Raw genomic sequence first — 16,407 nt, forward strand, 5'->3', positions numbered from 1 at the left:
GGTGATTCAACGTCACTAAAACAATACTTTTGTGCAATTTATCATACATAAAACACTTTTTCATAGACCATGGGATGTTATCTGTCAATAGCGAAAATGTTGTTAAAGGTTATCTTTTTTGCTGAGGTAGATAAAACTTCTATTGATATCATCTGCATTAAAATCATATAGATACGATTTCACTGGGGAGTATTGTCACAGTAATGAGTATTATTTTTTACATTTACTGACAATGTACCATTGCGTCTTTTAGACTTGTGATATAATTAGCAACATGAAATGAGAAAAAAACAATTAAAGATCAATAAATAATGGGCTGAGATATGCTTAAAAAATCGCTAAAGATTAGCAGCCAAGGATATCCAGTCTTTTTAAAACTGGTCGATTTCATTGTTATCAATGTGACGTTAATTTTTAGCGCCCATTTGCTGGGTTTGGTGCCCTTTAACACCATTGCCATTTTGAGTCTTCTCTTCTCAATCTTTTTCTTGCTGTTTGCTGAATACATTAAAATGTACCAGCAAAAGATTAAGACGATCGGTTTACGTAATCAAAAGCGCTTGGTTTTTTGTACGCTGCTGGCGATTTTTTTTAACGAACTGGTCAGTATGACGGTGGCTGAACCTGAGTCACTGGGCTACTTAGACAGACTGCCTTCTCCTTTTTATTCAGCCATTATTTACTGGTACTTCATTCCATTACCTTTTCTTTACTACATTCGTTTTTTTATTTTTAAGTATTCAACGAAAAAGAGTATACGCGTGGCGATTATTGGTCTGACCGACAATGGTCTGGCCGCAGAAACCGCGCTAATGAATGAATACGCCAATATCACATTAGATCTGGCCTTTTATGATGAGCGCGCCTTATCTCGCTGTGGCGATGTCGTTGATAAGGTTAAAAGCCCCTTTCGTGGTCCGGTGATCAATCTGGTCGAGGAAGCCAAGAAGGGAAACATAGACGAAATCTATATTGCTTTACCGATGGTTGCTTTACATCGCATTCGTCACTTTTTGGCCATGATGTCAGACACCACCGTAGATACCTATATTGTCCCTGACTTTTATACCTACAGTAACAACATGTCCAAGTTACGCTCCATCCACAATCTGCAAACTATCGGTATCTTTAGTTCACCGTTCGAAGGGGCGGGCTCGTTTATTAAGCGGGCGGAAGATTTGGTTCTTGGCAGCATCATTATGGTGATGATTTCCTCCCTGATGCTGGCGATTGCCATTGGTATCAAACTCACGTCCCGTGGGCCGGTTTTTTTCAAACAGGACCGCTATGGCTTGAGTGGGCAAAAAATTAAGGTCTGGAAGTTTCGTTCTATGCGCGTCATGGAGAATTCCGATACGGTTATTCAGGCCACTAAAAACGATCCGCGGGTAACCAAATTCGGGAGCTTTTTGCGCCGCACTTCGCTGGATGAACTTCCGCAATTTATTAATGTTTTGCAGGGAAGTATGTCGATTGTCGGTCCCAGGCCTCATGCGGTTACGCATAATGAGCAGTACCGAAAACAGGTCGAAAATTACATGATTCGCCATAAAGTTAAGCCAGGGATCACTGGGCTTGCGCAGATCAACGGGTTCCGCGGGGAGATCGATGCGCTTTATAAGATGGAAAAAAGGGTTCAGTACGATATTGAGTACATTCAAAACTGGTCGTTATGGCTGGATATAAAAATTATTATTAAAACTATTTTCAAAGGATTTGTCGGTAAGAATGCATACTAAATTACTCGTTATTACCGGAATCGTGATATCGCAGTCCGCATGGGCTGATTTAACACCGAAATCACACATTGGCTTTGCGGGGATAGACTTCCAGGGCAAGGTCGCTGTGGACTATGGTTATAATGATAACGTGTCTTATCAGCCACATAGCAGCGATGCTATCGGTTCCTCGTTTCAGAGTGCGGCGCCCGTTCTGAGTATGATTGGAGAGCGTGGTCAGGATAAGTATTTGCTGATGTACTCTGGGGATTATCGTAACTACTCAAGCGATTCTGCTGATAACTACAACGATCATTTTTTCCGTTTTAACGGTGCCTGGCGGTATGGGCTCAAGCATGGCTTAACCCTCAATCTGGAGGATTCGCTTGGGCATGAATCCCGCGGTCGTGACATCACCGAGGGTTTTTTACCGAGTCAGTTCGAGCAGTATGGGATTAAATCTCCGCTGACGACGAATTTTATCAATAGTGAATTACGCTACAGCTACGGTGCGCCTGATGGTCGCGGCAAAGCGGAACTGGCGTTGTTATACAAAAAACTGACTTTCGGTAACACCTCTGATGTTCGGGACAGCAGTGAGGACTTCTACAATTATATTCAGGAACAGGAATGGCATGAAAATAGCCTGATAGCGGAAGTTTTTGACCAATACTCATCCAGAACGCGCTTTCGCTATAGCTTTATTACTAACCAGCGTCGCTATGATAACAACTCAGAAAAAGACACTAATGAGTATTATTTACTGTATGGCCTGAAGTCGCAGTTGACGGGGAAAACCAATGTCGACATGAATATTTCATGGTTGTATAAAACATTTGAAAACAACGCAAACTCGCATGATTTTAATGGTCTAAACTGGGACATAAAAGCGGAGTGGAAGCCGTTACAACAGTCTGTTTTCACGGCCCACTCTGCGCAAAGCATTAAAGACCCATCGGAAGTTGGGGGATATATTTTAGTGACCCAGTATGGCCTTTCTTACCAGCATTTCTGGTTAGGCACTCGTTTTTCTACTTTATTGGACTACTCATTCACTTCGGAAGACTATAAAAAACAGAACAAGGATCGACATGATAAAGATGGCGTGTTTAGCGTCACCATGAGCTATGACTACACGCCGTCGGTTAATTTTGAGATTAAATATCAGATAGATACATTAAATTCGAATAAGGATACTGACTCGTTTTATATCGGTCCCAACGACAATCAGGAAGTCATTAGAACGTTGGGTTATGATAATTCTATGATTATGCTTAAAGCTAAGGTTCAGATCTAAAATGAAAATAATAGAACTGTGCGCGGTTTTGCTATTCAGTATCCTGTTGGTCGGATGCACAGCGTCCAGCCCGCGATTAATGGACGATCCTGCTACTGTTCAGCAGGATTACCGACTTGGGGCGGGGGATACGGTCAATATCGCTGTTCATGGTCAACCCGATATGACGATGCGGTTTATTTTGGATAAGAGCGGGGAAATTAATTTCCCGTTTGTTGGTGCTCTTAAATTACAAGATAAAACCGTTGATCAAGTGACTAAAGAATTAACTCAACGCCTGACCGGAGATTATTTTACATCTCCAATGGTGACGGTAAGTATTGCCGAGTTCCGCAAATACTATGTTTCAGGTGAGGTAAAAAGTCCAAATGGCTTCGCTTATGAGCCAGGGCTTACCGTCGAGAAATCTATTGCGCAGGCGGGTGGATTTACAGATCGTGCTGACCGAAAAGATATCAACATTCGCCTGTCAGGGAGCAATCAGCTGCTTGAGAATGTCGATTTAACGCACTCTGTTCATCCTGGGGATGTCGTGATTATTGGCATGGGGTTCTTCTGACGATGAAACTATCAATAGTGGAAAACGGCAAAAAACGAGAAAGCAGTGTCGAATTCTCCCGCTTTGCCAAAGAGCTGAAAAAGAACGCCTGGAAAATCGCGCTGGCCGGTATCGTTGCCGGGGTCGTCGCGTATCCGTTAATCAGCATGATGTCCTCAAAGTATGTTTCAACGGCGACGGTGCTGATTAAGGCGCAGGCTGATAACGTTTCTCCGTTTCCACAGGTTGATGGTTTCGATTCAACACGCAGTGGTTACTACGAAACACAATATGCGTTGATGCATTCACGTATTGTGCTGGAGCAAGCCGTACGTGATATGAAGCTGGATGAAAACCCGGAGTTTACCGGGGAAAAAGCCGGTGCTCAGGGGGCTGATAGCAATGAAAGTCGGCAACTGAGAATGGAGCAAGCGCTGAAAACGTTATCGAAAAACCTGAATGTCATCGGTATTCGCACGACGAACCTGGCTTCCATTACCTATGAATCAACTTCGCCTCAGGTTGCGGCTGATATTGCCAACGGCGTCGCGCAGGCTTTCATCAACTATACGGTGGAGCAGAAACGTCTGAAGGTGGAGAAAGCTCGCGAACTGAATTTTGAAAAAATGGAAGAGATTCAGAAGTCGATAGCTAAGCAAAAAGACGAGATGGACAGCTATCTGAAAAATGCCGGACTGCTGACCTTCCGCGGTATCGATGGTTTTGAAACCGAGCAGTTAAGTATCGTAACTAATCGCCTGGCCGATGCGACCCAGCGTCGGGTTGCCGCTGAATCCGTCTATAACGAGGTGAACGGGGGAGGTAAGTCCATTGAGAGCGTTATCTCGCTGCCTTCGGTCTCTAACCACGCTCAGATCCAGGATTTGCGCATTGCGTTGATTCAGGCGCAACGAACGTTGTCCGAACAGCGTAAAGTCTATGGGCCAAAAAATCCCGCCATTTTAAAAGCCGAGGCCGATGTTCAGTCGATCCAAAGCCAGACCGGACGAGTGTTGGGCGAGCTGAAAGTCGGTTTACGTCAGCAATATCTGGCGGCGCTGGCGGACGAAAAAAACTATCAACAGCAAGTGATTGAGCAGAAAGAGATCTTCCAGAAAATGGCGTCAAAACGGGATGCCTGGAACAGTCAAAAGCTGTCGTTAGATAAAATGGAAGACCTGTATAAATCGCTTTATCAACGTACTCAGGAGCTGTCGCTGTCCGGCGTGAATGCCGATGCGGTGTTATACGACCCTGCGGTTCCCGCGTTAAAACCGGCGAAACCGAATAAATCTTTATTGTTGCTGATGGTGGTCATGCTGGTGGTGGTGTTCAGCATCATGTATTTCATTGTCAAAGCGGCAATGGATAACTCAATCGGTACCCTCAGTCGCATGAAAAAACGGCTCAATGTTGTTCCATTGGGTGAAATTCGTCGTTTTAGCGGAACCTCAGGGCGCGCACAGGTGCGGGACATGATCATGAAGAACCCGCTTAATGCCGATATTGTGCACGGTATCCGTACCCGAATTATGCTGGATAATCGACCTTTACAGACGCTCGCTGTGGCGTCGACGGAGCACGGCGATGGGCGTTCTTTGTTGGCGAATCTGTTAGCGAACTCTTTTAGTTTCGACCAGAAAACACTGCTTATTGATGCAGATTTCTTTAACACTGGTGGGCTCACATCCGAGCTGGCGTCAGCTACATCCGCAGGCTTAGCGGAACTGCTGCGCGGGGAGACAGAGCTTGAACAGGCGAGGATCAAACTCAGTGATAATCTCGACTTTATTCCACACGGCAAGAACACCATCTCATCTTTACTGATGCTGTCGTCGGAGCATGTTGAACTCTTAATGCGCGAGTTGAAATCGCATTATCAGCGCATCATTATTGATGTTGCTGCCGTGAATCAGAGCCAGGATGTTCAACTGATCAAACGTGCCGTCGATGGCGTTGTTTTCATTGTGAAAGCCGGGGCGGGGTCCGCCGGACAAATCGCCAACGCGCTGGATAAGATCGAGGAAAATAACGGCGTGGTGATTGGTGCGGTGCTCAATGCAGTTGAAGAAAAGGATCTTGAGACACAAGAGGGTCTGCGTTCACTGAACTTCAGTACCGATCAACTGATGGCAACGCCAGGCCGCGTATGAGTCTACTGAAGAGCGCTTCCACAATAGCCGGTTCATCAGTCATCTCGCAGTTGATTGGTGCACTGTCTATTTGGTTGATTTCACACAAGTACGATATGGCTGAAGTGGGGCTTTATGCGCTCAACTACAGCATCGCCGTGGTGGGCGCTCAGGTGTGTACCTTTGCATCACAGCTGTTAATTCCTAAACAGCAGGATGACGAACTGGTGCAGAATGTCGTGTTTTGCTTAATACAAAGCACGATCATTGCCTTACCGTACGCAGTGCTGACCGCGTGGCTGTTTCACCAGAACATTCTGTTCCTCTATTTACTGACGCTGGCAACGGCGTGGGTTTTAATCTCGGAAAACCTGTCGCTACGCACGGCCAACTTTCGTTTTCTGATTTTCCAGCGTATTTCTGTCTCTGTGGTGGTATTACTTTCGGTTCTGGTTACGCACCATGTACAACTATTTTATTGGTCGTGGGCCTGCACGACGATGGTGCTGACCATAAGCTGTATTTTGCATTCGTTTGATATTCGTTCGGTGGCGGCCAGACATCTGCGGCCCACCAGTAATTGGCATTTTTTCAAACAGAATATTCATCACATTACCAAAGTGGGCAGCGCGGAAGTGCTGGCGATGGCCAGCAGCAATTTGCCTATTATGCTGATTAACTTTTGGTTCTCGGCGCTGACGGCGGGTTATTTTTCCGTGGTTAGCCGCTTTTGCCTGGCGCCGGTGGTGATCATCGGGAATGCGGTGCGCAATACTATTTTTTCTAAATGGTCTATCGACTTCAGAAATAATACCTTCAACTATCAGGAGTATACCAGGGTACGTATGCTATTGCTGGTACTAGGGGTTATCTGTACCCTTGGGGTTTTTATTTTCTATCCGATTGTGATGCGCCTCGGCTTTAGCGAAGACTGGATAAACTCCATTGAGACGTCACGCTACATGTTGCCCTATTTATTCCCGGCGCTGGCGATAAGCCCTCTGACGGTGATAGAGCTTATTTTTGGTTCCCATCGCTATTTTCTGCGTATCCAACTGGAACAGCTGGCGATTGTACTCTTCGCTTTTGTTGTGACGCCCTATTTTTATAAAGATTATGCAACGTCGGTCATCTTGTTTTCTTCACTGACATTTATTCGCTACGCCTTCATTTATCTGAAAATGAATAAGCGGGCCAATCTCCTGAAAGACAAGCCGGTGATACTATGACGCTGAATACCGGATACTATTTACAGGTTTATACCTTTGTCACGCTGATCCTGTGTGGCCTGGTGCAATACTTTACCGGCATGCAGTCAGTGCTGTGGATACCTTTTTTCCTCACCTTATTGATGGTGGGATTATTGGTGATGCAGACGCGTGATGGCTCCTTACATCTGGATGCCCAGGAGACGATTGTCCTGGCGTTGTACTTTTCGTTTCTGGTGCTGGCTGGAGCATCGACGCTGATTCAGGGCGGGATCACCGTAGCGATTGTGGCATTTAAAAACGAAATTGCGCTGTCGCTGGTGATGATCTGTTTGCTGCTGGGCTTTTGCCGGGAATCACAGATTTACCGCGCAACGCGCTATCTGTATTGGGTGTTTTACGCACAGATTCCGGTAATGATATATCAGGTTTTACTGGTTGTTCCCCAGCGCGTTGCGGTGCGCGGCGAAGATGAGAAATGGGACTCCGTGGTTGGCACGTTTGGCGGTGACCCAATGGGGGGCGGGAATACTGCCGCAATGGGCTTGTTTTGCCTGTTAATTATGTTGTTAAAAGTCTCCGAATATAAGCATGGGCTCACCACGTTCAAGTCCATGGCGCTGCATATTGTTCTCGGTATCGGGTTATGCATCATTGGTGAAGTGAAGTTTGTCATCCTGCTATCGCCTATATTCCTGGCGTGGGTGTGGCTTTCACCGAGCTACGTCAAAGACGTTAGTAAGGTCAATCTGAAGACGTTGTTGGTTATTGTGGCGGGAATGCTGTTGCTTATTAGCCTGTCGATTGTGATCCTCGCGTACTATTATTCTACGGCGTTCGGCGGCGATCCGTCGAAAAGCTCGTTAAGTATTTTTATCGACTCCTTAAGCTATATCTTTGATCCGAACTATATTATGTCTACCGGTGAATTAGGGCGCTTTACGACGTTCCTGTTCTGGTTGAAAAATAACGATCTGTGGGGGCTTTCAGGAACGTTATTTGGCTACGGACTCAATGCAACTAACAGTGGTAGTACGGTGTCGCCGGGCTTTTTGAATATTATCTACAACTTAATTCTCGACTCGACTTCCCTGAGTATGCTGCTGTGGGAAGTTGGGGTGATCGGCACGTTACTCTTTATTAGCTTATTCATTTATATCCTGAAAGTTTGTCAGCCAAAGCCATTACTGACGCTTGAACAACTGGACCAGCAGGATCTCCAGTTATTGAGCTTTGCACCGGCGTTTAACGCTTTTGCTATCAGTTGCTTAATTAGCTTACCTTACAGCCAGATACTGATGATTACACCGATGTTACAATTCCTGTTCTATTTATCACTAGGATCAAGTTTAGTGATTCGTCGAACCGTCCTTCGCTGTGTAGGGTAATTGTATGGACCAAAAACCGTTTATTTCAGTGAGTATTAAAACACTCAATGAATCTGAATGTATTGAGAAAACGATCGACAGTATTCGCCGGCAGCTTGTTGATTATCCGCATAAAATTATAGTGGCAGATAGTCTGTCAACGGATAACACCCAACAGCTTGCTATCGATAAAGGGGCGACCGTGGTGTCCTTAACTAACCCAGACGATCGCTGCTGCGGCGTCGGGCATCAGTTAGGTTATCTGTATAGTGAAGGGGAATATCTGCTACTGATGGACGGCGACATGGAGCTGGAAGAGGGCTTTGTGGATCAGGCCGTCGCGTTTTTGCAGGCCGAACCGGAATATGCAGGCGTCGCGGGAACCGTTGAAATGGACGATGCTGTTAACTATGAATTTAAATCGCGTAAGCAGCGTATTAATAAAATTTATCCGCTCGGGGATAGTGACCATTTAGGCGGTGGCGGGTTATATCGCCGATCTGCAATTGAAAAAATTGGTTATCTTACCAACCGTAATTTGCATGCTTATGAAGAAGCCGAACTGGGCCTGCGTTTGCGCGATGCGGGTTATAAACTGCGTCGTCTGAATATTCCGTATTTTATTCATACTTCCCATACTATGCCGACCTTTCAGATGCTCAAGCACCGCTGGAAAAGCGGATACTATCAGGCTCCGGGCGAGCTTTTACGTTGTGCCTGGGGAAAACCTTATTTCGGCAAAGCGTTAAAAATGGTCAGGAACGAAGTGATTTTTTCTGTTTACCTGATTGCTTTGTTCATTGCGGCGGTGACCTTCAATCTCGAACTTTTCGACATTGCATTTCTGCCTTTACTTGCATTTATTGCCCTGAAAACCGTACAGAATCGATCGTTATTAAACGGCCTGCAAAGCGTAATGAACCTGGCCGTGCTTTCAGCCGGGCTGGTTAAAGGGGTGACTAAACCAGTACGCGATCCGTTGACTCCGCCTGACAGCAAAATCATTCATGAATAACTAAGGCTGGCGTAATGAAAGTTTTACTCGTGAATAAGTTTTTTTTCATCAAAGGCGGCGCGGAAACGGTTTATTTTCAAGAACGCGATATGCTGAAACAGGCCGGAGTGCAGGTTATTGATTTCTCTATGCTTCATGAGAATAATTTCCCCTCGGACTATACGGATTATTTCGTCAGTAATGTGGACTACCACAAAGCGAGCAATCTGCTGGGTGGTATCAAAACGGCGGTTAACTTTATTCATAATTCGCAGGCCTGCAAAAAAATGCTGGCGCTATTAGAAAAAGAGCGCCCGGATATCGTCCACTTTCACAACATCTACCATCAGTTAACACCGGCGTTGATTAAAGTTGCGCGCAATTTTGGCTGCAAAACGGTGCTGACTGCGCATGACTATAAGATTGTGTGTCCCGCGTATTCCATGCTGCGCGACGGCAAGGTGTGTGATTCCTGTATCACCGGAACGGTTTTTAATGCTTTCAGGTATCGTTGCCAGGAAGGGTCTGCCTCAAAAAGTCTTCTGCTCTCTTTGGAGGCAACCTGGCAGTATATTGCACAAAACTATCAGGCACTGGATGTGATTGTTTCACCAAGCGTTTTTTTACGCGGTGTCTTGCTGCGTACGCTGCCGAATTCGCGCATTGATGTCATCGTCAATGGCGTTGATGACAGCCGTCCCCTGGCCGAAGTAAGCGATGAAGGCTATATGCTGTACTTCGGCCGTCTGAGCCGTGAAAAGGGCGTGGCAACGTTGTTGGCAGCGCATAAAAAAATGCGGAACAGCGCGCCGCTGAAAGTTGTGGGGCACGGTCCGTTGCATGATGAATTAGCCGCCAAATATCCGGATGTTGAGTTTTTAGGTTATGTGCAACAAGGGGAGGCGCTCGATAAGCTTATTAAGCATGCGCGAGCGGTGATCCTGCCTTCAGAATGCTATGAAAACTGTTCTATGGCGATATTAGAGGCGATGTCCTTAGGCAAGCCGGTTATCGGGTCGCGCATCGGCGGTATACCGGAACAAATTCGTGACGGTATCGAAGGGATTTTATTCGAACCGGGTAATGTGCATGAGTTAGCCAATGCGATGGATGCCCTGGCCGACTCCCCAGAGAAAGCGCGGGTCATGGGCTTACTTGGTCGTGCGCGGTTGAGTGAAAAATATGCGCTGAGTAAACATATGGATACCCTCCAGGCGCTGTATAAAGAACTGCTGAGCAGGCCATAGTATGAGTAAAAAAATAACGGTTTTTGGAACGCGTGGTATTCCCGATGTATTGGGCGGTGTGGAGACACACTGTCAGAATCTTTATCCTGCCATTAAACAGCAGTTCGACGTGGATATTTGCGTGATTGCTCGCTCGCCATATGTAAATTACAAACGATCGGTATATAAAAAAGTCGAAACCTACGCGCTGTGGGCACCCAAAAAGCGCTCGCTGGAAGCTATTGTCCATTCCGTTTTAGCGGCGTTTAGGACACGTATCGACCATTCAGATATTGTGCATGTCCATGCTATCGGCCCTGGCCTTGTGATCCCATTATTACGCGTGTTAGGGAAGAAGGTGGTTTTTACCCACCACGGGCCCGATTACGATCGCCAGAAATGGGGATTTGTAGCCAAAAAAATATTGTTGCTGGGTGAGCGTTGGGCGGTGAGATATGCCAACGAGGTGATTGTGATTTCTGACGTTATTAATCAACTGATCCAGAAAAAACACGGTCGCTATGATGCGCATTTAATTCACAATGGCGTGAACGAGCCGCGGTTATTATCACAGCTCACCATCGACAGTACGCTCTCCCGCTTTGGGCTGCAGCCGAAAAACTACCTCGTGGTGGTTGGGCGGTTTGTGGAAGAAAAAGGGATGCATGATGCCATCGCCGCTTATCAACACAGTGGTTTGACCATGCCGTTAGTGTTAATTGGCGATGCGGATCATCCGACCGAATACAGCGTGCGCCTCAAAAAGCTTGCTGCCGACACGCCAGGTGTTGTGATGACTGGTTTTTTACGTGGTGACGAACTTCAGGCGGTGTTTTCGCAGGCTAAATTGTTTGTGATGCCCTCATACCATGAAGGATTGCCCATTGCGCTGCTGGAGGCAATGTCATTTTCTCTTCCGGCCGTCGTCAGTGATATTCCGGCTAACCTTGAAGTTCAACTGCCCGCCGAGGCCTATTTTAAGGTGGGAGATGTGGCGGGTTTGGCTGAAAAATTAGGCCAAGGGGCAACAGCAAATAGCGTGGACTATGGTGTATATTTGCAAAACTACAATTGGCATGAAATCGCCAAAAAGACGGTTAACGTCTACCACTCCATTGATAAAGATATAGGTTAATTTTGACCAGTCCTCAAAATCGTCCTCCTGCCATCGAACGGTTTTACGCTCACCTTGATGAGCGGATAGCGCAGGAATTGACCCCTGAACAAAAAGAAGGGGTGGAAAAAGCGCTCCTTGCTACAACCCTGACTTCGCGGCATCAGATCGATATTCGCAGAAGCTTTCCTTTTTTCAGTAAGCGTTATTATCTGGTTTTTTTGTTTGGCAGAGATTTACGCCGCCAGCATCGCCAGGAATCAACCCTGTCGAGAATGTTGCTCACTTTTTTGCTGCTGATTGCCGTGCTATTCGTCACCTGCTGCATATTGCTGACGCTGTATATGATCAAATCCGCGTTAGGTATTGATGTGTTCCAAAATTTTCACGTAGGTATCTGGGACTGGTGGTTAAGCCTGAAAGACCGCTAGCGTTAACAAATTGGTGGAGGACGTCATTGCGATGAAGCGTAAATGGGTTTGTGCGTTGTTGTGCATGTTTTTCCCGCTGACGGTTATGGCCGCATTGACGACCGTTACCCCCAAAGCATTGACGGGCCCGTTAACCAATCCGGGGATAGGCGTGGCAAGTTTTCATCAGGGATATGGTGAAACGCTGGGGCTGGCGGACTATCCCAATACCGGATTTGAATACGAGCGTTTTTACTGGCGGGACCTGGAGCCAGTCGAAGGCCAGTACAATTTTGCGTTGGTGGATGATGCCTTCAAATACGCGGCGGCACATCGCCCTGCGATGAATGTCGGGCTACGATTTATGGCTCTGGCAGAGCCGGAAAGCGGTTCGCAAATACCTGACTGGCTGATTAAAAAAGGCGTGAAAGGAACCTGGACGCCGGATAAAAAGACATTTGCCCCGGATTTAGACGATCCTCTGTTTATTGAATACAGCCAGCGTCTGTTGAACGCATTTGGTAAACGCTACGATGGTAATGAGAATCTCGCGTTTGTTGATATTGGCATGGTGGGATCGTGGGGAGAATGGCATAACAGCAACTTCCCGAACCTGAAGCCATTACTGGAGCGATACACCACGGCGCAACTGGATCGCTACGTCGCGATGCACTTTTCTGCTTTTCCGGTGACGCTAAAAACCATGCTGATAAGCGGCGGTCAAAGTCTGGCGAATGCGGTGGCGCGTGGGGCTGGGTGGCGTGCGGACTGTTGGGGGGACCTGCGCGTATTTTCGGACACCTGGAACCATATGGCTGATGATTACCCGCAGCGATTGCTGGCTGCGCAGCAGAGTTATTCAGGGTTCAACGACGTCTGGAAACGTGCGCCGGTGAGTCTGGAGATCTGCTCGTATATGCAGGACTGGAAGAACACCTTTCACTATACACGTGCTGAAGTGCAGGGGATTTTTGACTGGGCGGTCAAGCAGCACGCCAGTACGATTAACCTGAAATCGAGAACGATACCCAGTGACTATCGACCGATTGTCGACAATGCGCTGACCAAATTGGGCTATCGATTTCGCCTTGCGTCCCTGAGCCATGAGTCCGTGTGGGACAGCGGACAAACGCTGACATTAAACAGTACCTGGTACAATGAGGGTATCGCACCGATTTATCTGCCTTACATGCTGGCATTCCGGGTCGTAGACAGCGCCAATAAGGTGGTGGCACAGGGGAATTCCGCGGAGGATATTCGCCGCTGGCTCCCCGGTAAGTATCAGGTCAGTTATGCGTTATCTATGCCAGGCCGACTGGCGAAAGGGCAATACGCGATTGAGGTTGCGATGCTGGATAAATCGGGTGCGGCGAGAATTAACTTTGCCAATGAAGGGAAGCAGAGCAGCGGCTGGTACCGGGTATCAACAATAACGGTACGCTAGTCAGACACAGCAGCGAGCCTGACGGTCAGGCTCGCTGCTGAGAACATTAAATTTGATACCCATTCGGGTTATTTTTTTGCCAGTTCCAGGTGTCACGCATCATTTCATCAAGGTTGTAGATGGCCTTCCAACCTAGCTCTTTGTATGCCAGCGATGGGTCAGACCAACATTCGGCAATATCTCCGGGTCTTCTGGCGACAAACTGATAGTTTATTTTTGTCTGCGCCGCTTTTTCAAATGCCTCAATCAGATTAATCACGGAATAACCGACACCGGTACCGAGATTAATCACCTTATAAGCCGCGCCTTTGCTCTGGCAATCCAGCGCGGCTAAATGACCGGTCGCCAGATCCATGACGTGAATATAATCACGCACACCGGTACCATCAGGGGTTGGATAATCATTACCGTACACCGACACGGTTTTCAGCTTACCAATCGCGACCTGGGAGATATACGGAACCAGGTTATTAGGGATACCGTTAGGATCTTCACCAATCCGACCTGATGGATGGGCGCCAACCGGGTTGAAATAGCGCAGGCAGGTAATGCGAAAATCGGGTTGTGCACGTGACAAATCGGCCAGAATTTGTTCGACCATCAACTTAGACGTGCCGTACGGATTGGTGGTGCCGCCCGTAGGTGATTGCTCGCTCAGCGGCACGCTTTCTGGATTACCATATACCGTGGCAGATGAGCTAAAAATGAAACGATTAACGCCTGCAGCCAGCATTTCATCCAGCAAAACCAGCGTACCGGTGACGTTGTTTTCATAGTAGGCGAGGGGCTCTTTTATCGACTCTGAAACCGATTTGAGTCCCGCAAAATGAATGACATCGGTGATGTTATGGTCGGCGAAAATGTTTTTTAATGCCTGCCTGTCGAGAACATCGGCGATATAGACAATGGGCTCTCTTCCGGTGAGTTCCGCGACCCTGCCCAGCGAGATTCTGCTGGCGTTCGCCAGATTATCGATGACTACGACATCATCGCCTCTTTCCAGTAGCGTTAACACAGTATGTGAACCAATATAACCTGCACCACCAGTGACAAGAATTGCCATACAGACTCCAGATAAACGGGGATTGATTCACGCCAGTACCATAGAGAACGCGTTATTGGTTACGTTTGGTAAGGTAATAGTTGCGATACCTCACCATGCATTTATAAGATATTTTTTTAAGTATAGATAAAAAGCTGAATTTGTTTATTTTTGTATCATAAACAATATAGTTATTTGAGAAGTTCAGCGTGTGGACGCCGTCACTGTGGTTGATCGACGAATTGATTTGTTCGATCAGAGTTTCAGCAAAATTAGCGTCGTTTAGTGTCACTAATTCTTTGATATAGATTGATTTTCCATAAGTTTCAGGTGTGCACTCCTGTGTAAGGAAGTACATTTTATTTTCGACCAGATAGGAGGCACCTGCACCTCGATGATGAGGATTGCTCACCTTCAATGAGGGGGTAATCCGCTGCCATTGTCCATAAATATGATCTGCGGAATGAATAATTATTTCGTTATCCATCGTGGTGGACAACAGATAACAGGTTTCATTAATTGAGATAAATACGTTGTCGGTTAATTTGGTATCAGAGATTAAAACTTTAACTTGTTTCCAGCGTGCAGGGAACTCAATTGACTGAAACAGTATTACCTCTTTTCTTTCTGAAGACTCGGGGATCATGAAAAGTTGATCGTTGATATGTATCAGATAAGGGAATGACAAATGACACTTTAAGTCGTCAAAGCCTTCAAGCCTAATATCTTCAAGTTCAACCAGTTCACGGTCAAGAACGCGACATCGTAGCGTGCCTTTTGAGTTGCGGAAGCTAAGAGCTTCATAGAAAACATACAGTTTATCGTCTTTTTCAATCAGAAAAGGATCGGCCTGAAATGTATATTTCTTTTTTAACTGCTGCGCAGTGGATTTGCTTAATATCTCCAGAGTGTTGTCGGGGAATGAGTGTGTACCATTATGCTTAATAAGCATGATGTCCCACGACTCATGATAAAATAACTTATCCATTATTCTTTTTATTTTTGTTTGCATCTGCACCTGATCCTTTTTATCGCCTGCACCATGTATGAACAGCTGTTTGCGACTCAGTGAATGAGCCTGTCGCAATGTTGTATAAATGTGCGAAAACCGATGTGGAACACCAGTGGCTACTTTAAAACTAGTCGCGAGCCCGTTTTTTGTCCACTAACAGAAATAGGGAGAGGAGATGTCCAGAGCATCCTTGCTCCAGTGGGGGAATTACTCGAAATGCACCTGCGGGTTATCTGCAAGGGAAACGTAGGTTTTGCTGTTTTTATCCAGGGTACGAATTTCACCGCTTTCGATGTCATACACCCAACCGTGCAGACGAAGCGCATTATTGCGCAGCCCAACCGCGACACAAGGATGCGTTTTAATGTTGTTAAGCTGTGCGATAACGTTTTCTTCCACCATAGCGTTAACTTTATCGATTGGGTTATCCCAGGTTTTTTTATCGACCACGGCTTTCGCGGCATCGGCATAGTGCAGCCAGTGAGCGACAGCGGGCATCGGATCCAGGGGCTGGCTATCGGCAATGGCTTTCATCGCGCCACAATTAGAGTGACCGCAGATGACGATATCCGTTACGCCAAGTGCGACAACCGCGTATTCGATGGTTGCGGATACACCACCCGGTTCCGGACCAAATGACGGTACGATATTACCGGCGTTGCGGATAACGAAAAGCTGTCCTGGATCTTGCTGAGTAACGAGTTCTGGTACCAGGCGGCTATCGGAACAGGAGATGAAAAGTGCCTTAGGATTCTGGCTGGATGCCAGGCTGCGGAAGAGTTCCTTGCGTTGAGGGAAAATCTCTTTTTGGAAGTTGAGGAAGCCCTCGATGATATGTTGCATAGCAGTGTCTCTTGTCTCTGTTTAAGCAGGTTATGATGAAGATCACACTTTCCAGTTTAACA

Annotated in this window: 14 protein-coding genes; 11 read left to right on the forward strand and 3 right to left on the reverse strand. The window is 46.7% G+C overall.

Annotation, left to right across the window (positions count from 1 at the left end):
- Window positions 1-323 precede the first annotated feature (323 nt).
- The 11 genes from OGX97_RS02790 to OGX97_RS02840 are packed head-to-tail and all read left to right on the forward strand — an operon-like array spanning window position 324 to window position 13,448.
- Window positions 324-1,739 carry an undecaprenyl-phosphate glucose phosphotransferase gene (locus OGX97_RS02790; protein ID WP_008785590.1) on the forward strand — a complete coding sequence of 472 codons (1,416 nt, stop codon included), beginning with the start codon at window positions 324-326 and terminating at the stop codon, window positions 1,737-1,739.
- Window positions 1,729-3,015 carry an outer membrane beta-barrel protein gene (locus tag OGX97_RS02795; protein ID WP_008785589.1) on the forward strand — a complete coding sequence of 429 codons (1,287 nt, stop codon included), beginning with the start codon at window positions 1,729-1,731 and terminating at the stop codon, window positions 3,013-3,015. The genes OGX97_RS02790 and OGX97_RS02795 overlap by 11 nt, the downstream gene beginning before the upstream one ends.
- Window position 3,016: 1 nt before the next feature.
- Window positions 3,017-3,574, forward strand: coding sequence for a polysaccharide biosynthesis/export family protein (locus tag OGX97_RS02800; RefSeq protein ID WP_003826038.1), 558 nt, complete (start codon window positions 3,017-3,019; stop codon window positions 3,572-3,574).
- Between the two features lie 2 nt (window positions 3,575-3,576).
- Entirely contained in the window at window positions 3,577-5,706 is a 2,130-nt protein-coding gene (locus tag OGX97_RS02805; protein ID WP_279850950.1) for a GumC family protein, read from the forward strand.
- Window positions 5,703-6,914: a lipopolysaccharide biosynthesis protein gene (locus OGX97_RS02810; protein ID WP_048236613.1), complete on the forward strand. Its 1,212-nt coding sequence runs from the start codon at window positions 5,703-5,705 to the stop codon at window positions 6,912-6,914. The genes OGX97_RS02805 and OGX97_RS02810 overlap by 4 nt, the downstream gene beginning before the upstream one ends.
- A complete protein-coding gene (locus OGX97_RS02815; protein ID WP_008785587.1) occupies window positions 6,911-8,281 on the forward strand; it encodes a hypothetical protein in 1,371 nt (456 codons plus the stop codon). Before OGX97_RS02810 ends, OGX97_RS02815 begins: the two co-directional genes overlap by 4 nt.
- 4 nt (window positions 8,282-8,285) lie before the next feature.
- Window positions 8,286-9,275, forward strand: coding sequence for a glycosyltransferase (locus tag OGX97_RS02820; protein ID WP_279850948.1), 990 nt, complete (start codon window positions 8,286-8,288; stop codon window positions 9,273-9,275).
- Window positions 9,276-9,289: 14 nt separating this feature from the next.
- Window positions 9,290-10,501 (forward strand): glycosyltransferase family 4 protein, encoded by a 1,212-nt coding sequence (locus OGX97_RS02825; RefSeq protein WP_279850946.1) that lies wholly within the window; start codon window positions 9,290-9,292, stop codon window positions 10,499-10,501.
- A 1-nt stretch (window position 10,502) separates the two neighbouring features.
- Window positions 10,503-11,615, forward strand: a complete 1,113-nt coding sequence (locus OGX97_RS02830) for a glycosyltransferase family 4 protein (RefSeq protein ID WP_153752420.1) — start codon at window positions 10,503-10,505, stop codon at window positions 11,613-11,615.
- Window positions 11,616-11,617: 2 nt separating this feature from the next.
- Window positions 11,618-12,025: a hypothetical protein gene (locus OGX97_RS02835; protein ID WP_048225193.1), complete on the forward strand. Its 408-nt coding sequence runs from the start codon at window positions 11,618-11,620 to the stop codon at window positions 12,023-12,025.
- A gap of 31 nt (window positions 12,026-12,056) precedes the next feature.
- Window positions 12,057-13,448, forward strand: coding sequence for a DUF4832 domain-containing protein (locus OGX97_RS02840; RefSeq protein ID WP_279850945.1), 1,392 nt, complete (start codon window positions 12,057-12,059; stop codon window positions 13,446-13,448).
- 46 nt (window positions 13,449-13,494) lie between these two features.
- Here the strand turns inward: OGX97_RS02840 and galE are convergent, their stop codons facing one another.
- From galE to OGX97_RS02855, 3 genes are all read right to left on the reverse strand, one after another.
- Window positions 13,495-14,511, reverse strand: a complete 1,017-nt coding sequence (gene galE, locus OGX97_RS02845; RefSeq protein ID WP_219987712.1) for a UDP-glucose 4-epimerase GalE — start codon at window positions 14,509-14,511, stop codon at window positions 13,495-13,497.
- A gap of 52 nt (window positions 14,512-14,563) precedes the next feature.
- Complete coding sequence (locus OGX97_RS02850; protein WP_060683355.1) at window positions 14,564-15,502, reverse strand: glucosamine inositolphosphorylceramide transferase family protein; 939 nt, start codon at window positions 15,500-15,502, stop codon at window positions 14,564-14,566.
- A 207-nt stretch (window positions 15,503-15,709) separates the two neighbouring features.
- Window positions 15,710-16,345: a carbonic anhydrase gene (locus OGX97_RS02855; RefSeq protein WP_003826059.1), complete on the reverse strand. Its 636-nt coding sequence runs from the start codon at window positions 16,343-16,345 to the stop codon at window positions 15,710-15,712.
- Window positions 16,346-16,407 lie beyond the last annotated feature (62 nt).

This window comes from Citrobacter sp. Cpo061 (genome assembly GCF_030332845.1).
In the GTDB taxonomy this organism is placed as follows: domain Bacteria; phylum Pseudomonadota; class Gammaproteobacteria; order Enterobacterales; family Enterobacteriaceae; genus Citrobacter; species Citrobacter portucalensis.

Bases quoted from the DNA above. Each gene is read 5' to 3' on its own strand.
- OGX97_RS02790 (WP_008785590.1), top strand. From the start codon at position 324: ATGCTTAAAAAATCGCTAAAGATTAGCAGCCAAGGATATCCAGTCTTT.
- OGX97_RS02795 (WP_008785589.1), top strand. From the start codon at position 1,729: ATGCATACTAAATTACTCGTTATTACCGGAATCGTGATATCGCAGTCC.
- OGX97_RS02800 (WP_003826038.1), top strand. From the start codon at position 3,017: ATGAAAATAATAGAACTGTGCGCGGTTTTGCTATTCAGTATCCTGTTG.
- OGX97_RS02805 (WP_279850950.1), top strand. From the start codon at position 3,577: ATGAAACTATCAATAGTGGAAAACGGCAAAAAACGAGAAAGCAGTGTC.
- OGX97_RS02810 (WP_048236613.1), top strand. From the start codon at position 5,703: ATGAGTCTACTGAAGAGCGCTTCCACAATAGCCGGTTCATCAGTCATC.
- OGX97_RS02815 (WP_008785587.1), top strand. From the start codon at position 6,911: ATGACGCTGAATACCGGATACTATTTACAGGTTTATACCTTTGTCACG.
- OGX97_RS02820 (WP_279850948.1), top strand. From the start codon at position 8,286: ATGGACCAAAAACCGTTTATTTCAGTGAGTATTAAAACACTCAATGAA.
- OGX97_RS02825 (WP_279850946.1), top strand. From the start codon at position 9,290: ATGAAAGTTTTACTCGTGAATAAGTTTTTTTTCATCAAAGGCGGCGCG.
- OGX97_RS02830 (WP_153752420.1), top strand. From the start codon at position 10,503: ATGAGTAAAAAAATAACGGTTTTTGGAACGCGTGGTATTCCCGATGTA.
- OGX97_RS02840 (WP_279850945.1), top strand. From the start codon at position 12,057: ATGAAGCGTAAATGGGTTTGTGCGTTGTTGTGCATGTTTTTCCCGCTG.
- galE (WP_219987712.1), bottom strand. From the start codon at position 14,511: ATGGCAATTCTTGTCACTGGTGGTGCAGGTTATATTGGTTCACATACT.
- OGX97_RS02850 (WP_060683355.1), bottom strand. From the start codon at position 15,502: ATGCAAACAAAAATAAAAAGAATAATGGATAAGTTATTTTATCATGAG.
- OGX97_RS02855 (WP_003826059.1), bottom strand. From the start codon at position 16,345: ATGCAACATATCATCGAGGGCTTCCTCAACTTCCAAAAAGAGATTTTC.